The sequence below is a fragment of the Candidatus Methylomirabilota bacterium genome (assembly GCA_027293415.1).
Taxonomy (GTDB): Bacteria; Methylomirabilota; Methylomirabilia; order Methylomirabilales; family CSP1-5; genus CSP1-5.
Genome location: JAPUFX010000160.1, coordinates 1 through 3,360 on the forward strand (window position 1 = coordinate 1; position 3,360 = coordinate 3,360).

The following is a 3,360-nucleotide window of genomic DNA, read 5'->3' on the forward strand; positions in this document are numbered from 1 at the left end:
AGAGCTGGCGGAGGTCCCGTCGGTTCCCGGCTCGTTGAGCGAGGCGCTCGATGCGCTCGAGCGGGATCACGAATTCCTCCTGAAGGGCGATGTCTTCACCGAAGACGTCATCGAAACGTGGCTCTGGTACAAGCGGACGAAGGAGGTGGACCCGGTCCGGCTCCGGCCCCACCCGTACGAGTTCGTGCTGTACTACGATCTGTAGCTCGTTGTCGTCTCCCCCCAGGGCCCCGCGATTCCGCGGAGCCCTTTCCTGTTCGGCCCGGCCGTGATCTGTGTAATCGAGTATCTCCAGAACCGGCATCCGTGGAAAGGGAGTTGATCTCACATACCTCTCCAGGTAACGTTGGAGCATGGGGACGCGGATTCTCGACTATCGGTTCGGACTTGTCGACCTCGAAGGCGTGATCTTTAATCCAGAGATCCTATACCGGCGGGAGTTCGGCCGGTTCCTGCAGCGCGCTTATCAGATCTCGGCAAAAGAAGCCCTCCTCTTTTACCAAGCCCATGCGCTTCTTCCCTTGGAGGTGAAGTTTGCGCGCCTCCTCGCCCAGCACGGCCATTCAGGAGAACAGGCCATCCAAGCCGCCAGCGAATTTCGCGGTGCAATGGCTGCATCGCGGCCGGTGGTTTCTGAAGGGGCTCGTGAGCTGTTACAAACCCTGGCGGATCGGGAAGCACAGCTGTTCGTCCTCTCTGAGACACGGTCCCAGATCGCAGAGCGTCAACTCGAGGAGGTGGAACTGCGAGATCTCTTCGGATGGGTGATCGGGACTGAGCGAGCTCCGCGCGGGCGCGGGCAGATGGTGGTTTGTCCAGAGACAGTTGGGCTGCCCGTTGAGACCTTTGCCGCGCAGAGTTTCGTTCTCGCCGGCATCCCAGAGGATGTTGCTGCGGCCAGGGAACTCGGCTATTACGGCATCGGTATCGCCCATCTGTTTCCGGAGGCTACCTTCACGGCACAGGGGGCGCGGGAGGTGTACAAGCATATCGCGCACCTTTCGCTCCAGGTTCGCCAACTCTAGGAGAGCTGTCAGCAGTCAGCAATCAGCCGTCAGCAAAAAGAAATCTCAAAAAAAGCTGACAGCGGACCGCTGACAGCTGACGGCTGTATTTGAGGGTGTGATGTCCGAAGAGGATGCCATCAAACAATTACAGATGGGGGAGGTGGTGGCGCGTCGTCAGGCCGCTGACCTTTTGGGGGTGATTGGTGGGACCGGCGCCGTAGAGGTCCTGGTTCGGGCCCTCCGGGATGAGGACTGGGGATTACGAACCATCGCCGAGCACTCGCTTTGGCAGATCTGGTGCCGATCCGGCGATGCCGGAGTCGATGCTCTGCTGCAGGAGGGGATCCAGGCTTTGGAGCGGGGGGCTTTGGCGGAGGCGGTCGCCATGTTTACGCAGGTGATTGAGCAAGCCCCCGAGTTTGCCGAGGGATATAACAAGCGGGCGACGGTTTACTATCTCATGGGGGAGTATGCGCAGTCGATCGCGGACTGTGAGGTTACCGTCGCCAGAAACCCGTACCACTTTGGTGCGTTGAGTGGGGAAGGGCTCTGTTGTCTGGCCCTGGGCCAGCTGCGCAAGGCTCAGGATCTTTTCCGAAAAGCCTTAACGGTGAATCCCAACATGCCGGGGGTCGAGCAGAATCTCGCCGCCACTGAGCGCTCCGTGCTTGCCGGAGGCAATGGGGGCGCTTCGTAAGAAAATTCTCAGCGCACGCGCAGCCAGGGAAAAGGATGTGCGGTGAGTCCGACGAGGACCTGGAGTGAGGTTGGAAGAGTCTCGATCTTCGCGAGAATGCACCGGATGTACAGGGCCGCTCCCCTTTTATTACCTTCCAGGATCGTCCAGGTCTTCCCCTTCGGCCGTCCCATCAAGATCAGTGGATGCTGCAGGATGTCGGCCACCCTCCGCCGATCTCGGATCTCGCGCACGTTTGTGATCACCGCTTGAACCTCTTGAGCCCACCGGCCCCTTGCCTTGACGGAGGGGCGTTCCCCGGCGATCACGTGCGCCGCTCGAGACAGGCGGCCGGTGTCGCGCGAGAGCAGGGTCCAGGTCGGATAGTTGATGACCCGAAGCCTGCGAAATTCTTCGGGGGTGATCGTGCACCGCCACCACCGGGTATCCGAGGGGAAGGTTCCCCAGATGTCTCCCCGGTAAAGCTTCAACGTTTTTTGCCGTAGGAAGTTTTCGCGGGGACTGGTCAGGTTTGGCCTTTCGATCACACGCGGGGGAATGCGAAGGTGCCTCAGGGCCTTAACGACCCGGGGACGGAACCGGGGAGAAGAAAGCTCTACTCTGAGCCAGCAGGCCACAACGGGATCGAAGCTCACCTCTTCCAATAGAATCATGGGGGAACCGAGGCTTCATCGCTTTGTGTGCCTCGCATCGCCCACCCTGCTCAGCCCTTTCGGGGCTTTGCCGGGCGCATCTCGATACGGGTGGTCATTGTTCGAGGCGGCGACTTCAGCAGATAGACCACCATATCGGCGATGTGCGCGGGCAGGATGGCCCATCCCGATTTGTCCCCGCCGCCGGCGCTGAATTCCGTCTCGACACTACCGGGCAGGATGTGGCTTACTCGGATCCCATCGGCGCGGACTTCCTGGAAGAGGGCCTCGCTGAAACCGAGAAGGCCGAATTTCGAGGCGTTGTAGGCGGCCATAGTGGGATGGGCGTTTGTCCCGGCCAGGGAACCGATATTGAAGATGTAGCCACCTCCACGGGAACGCATTTTTGAAATGGCCTCGTGGCAACAGTAGAAGACACCCGTGAGATTCGTGTCGATGATCTCCTCCCACTCTTCGGGCTTGAGATCGGCGACTGGGGCAAAGTAGGCGACCCCGGCATTGTTCACCAAGACATCCAGGCCTCCGAACTCTTGAACCGCGAAAGACATGAGATGCTGAACTTGTCGAGGGTTTCTCACATCGCAGGCGATGCCAGCCACCTTTCCCTTTCCGCGCTGGCGACATTCTGCCACCGTTCGATCCACGTCCCGCTGGTGGCGGGACGAGATGACGACCGAAACCCCTTCATCAAGCAAGGCCTCGGCGATGGCCCGGCCAATTCCCCGGGTGCTGCCTGTCACCACCGCCACTTTTCCCTCGAGCGACATAACCAACCTCCTGGCGGTCAGCCGTCAGCGGTCAGCCGTCAGCAGGTAGAACGCTGGAAGGCTAGCAGGCTAGAATGCTAGTGCCCCTCCAACTAACTCCTCCTAAGCACTCCAGGGTTCCGCCAGGGGCACTTAGGGGTTGTCGGGGAGAGGCTCCCCTACGCATGGTGGGTGCTCAGCGGGGCTAACGCCGAGCGCCGAAGGCGGGCCATGCCACCCTAGCGGAATTGCCCCAC

5 protein-coding genes are annotated in these 3,360 nt (G+C 60.6%); 3 read left to right on the top strand and 2 right to left on the bottom strand.

Annotation, left to right across the window (positions count from 1 at the left end; all coding sequences use genetic code 11):
• The 3 genes from O6929_11205 to O6929_11215 form a co-directional block, all read left to right on the top strand.
• The coding region (locus O6929_11205; protein ID MCZ6480955.1) for a type I glutamate--ammonia ligase at positions 1–205 on the top strand (205 nt) is incomplete at its 5' end.
• Positions 206–353: 148 nt separating this feature from the next.
• Positions 354–1,025, top strand: a complete 672-nt coding sequence (locus O6929_11210) for an HAD hydrolase-like protein (protein MCZ6480956.1) — start codon at positions 354–356, stop codon at positions 1,023–1,025.
• Between the two features lie 100 nt (positions 1,026–1,125).
• A complete protein-coding gene (locus O6929_11215; GenBank protein ID MCZ6480957.1) occupies positions 1,126–1,704 on the top strand; it encodes a tetratricopeptide repeat protein in 579 nt (192 codons plus the stop codon).
• An 8-nt stretch (positions 1,705–1,712) separates the two neighbouring features.
• Here the strand turns inward: O6929_11215 and O6929_11220 are convergent, their stop codons facing one another.
• Positions 1,713–2,357: a hypothetical protein gene (locus O6929_11220; GenBank protein MCZ6480958.1), complete on the bottom strand. Its 645-nt coding sequence runs from the start codon at positions 2,355–2,357 to the stop codon at positions 1,713–1,715.
• 50 nt (positions 2,358–2,407) lie between these two features.
• Complete coding sequence (locus tag O6929_11225) at positions 2,408–3,124, bottom strand: SDR family oxidoreductase (protein MCZ6480959.1); 717 nt, start codon at positions 3,122–3,124, stop codon at positions 2,408–2,410.
• Positions 3,125–3,360: the final 236 nt, after the last annotated feature.